This is a genomic window from Butyricicoccus sp. AM78-15b2TA, from assembly GCF_027665985.1.
GTDB lineage: Bacteria > Bacillota > Clostridia > Oscillospirales > Butyricicoccaceae > Agathobaculum > Agathobaculum butyriciproducens.
Window position 1 is genome coordinate 1 of record NZ_JAQEHY010000067.1, and the last position, 522, is coordinate 522.

Consider the following 522-nt stretch of genomic DNA (forward strand, 5'->3'; position numbering starts at 1 on the left):
TGGCTTTTATGAAAGTCAAGCAGGCCCTCATCCCGCATTTTGCCAAGTTCCATGGACAGTCCGCTGCGCTCCACGCCGAGATAATCCGCAAGTTGCTGACGAGAGAACGGAATGTCGAACTCATAGCTGTCTCGGCGCTGTGACTCTGCGGAAAAATAGGACATCAGCTTTGCCCGCGTTGTGCGCTGGCCCATGTGGGTGAGCTTTTCGTTGAGCCGCAGGTTCTTCTCCGCCAGCTCGCTCAGCAGGTTGCGGATGATCCGGCTATGGTGGGAGCAGGCGGAGGGGCACATGCTCAAAACGCGCTTTATATGCAAAAACATCACCGTCACCGCGCTCTCCGCTTCTACGCTCACATTGAGAACCGCTCCCGGCGCGCAGGCGAACACCTCCGCGAAGGTCTGCCCCGGCCCGGTCTTGGAGAGAATGTTGCGGTTTCCCCAGATATCCTCCTGCACGATGAGGGCGCTGCCTGCCAGCACAAGACCCACCTCCTCCACCGCGTCTCCGGCGCGGAGCAGG

The 522-nt window shown here is 59.8% G+C and carries 1 protein-coding gene; it reads right to left on the minus strand.

The window, feature by feature from the left end; all coding sequences use genetic code 11:
* Positions 1-522 (minus strand): Crp/Fnr family transcriptional regulator (locus PGS25_RS15650; protein ID WP_270419436.1); only part of this gene is annotated, 522 nt, incomplete at both ends.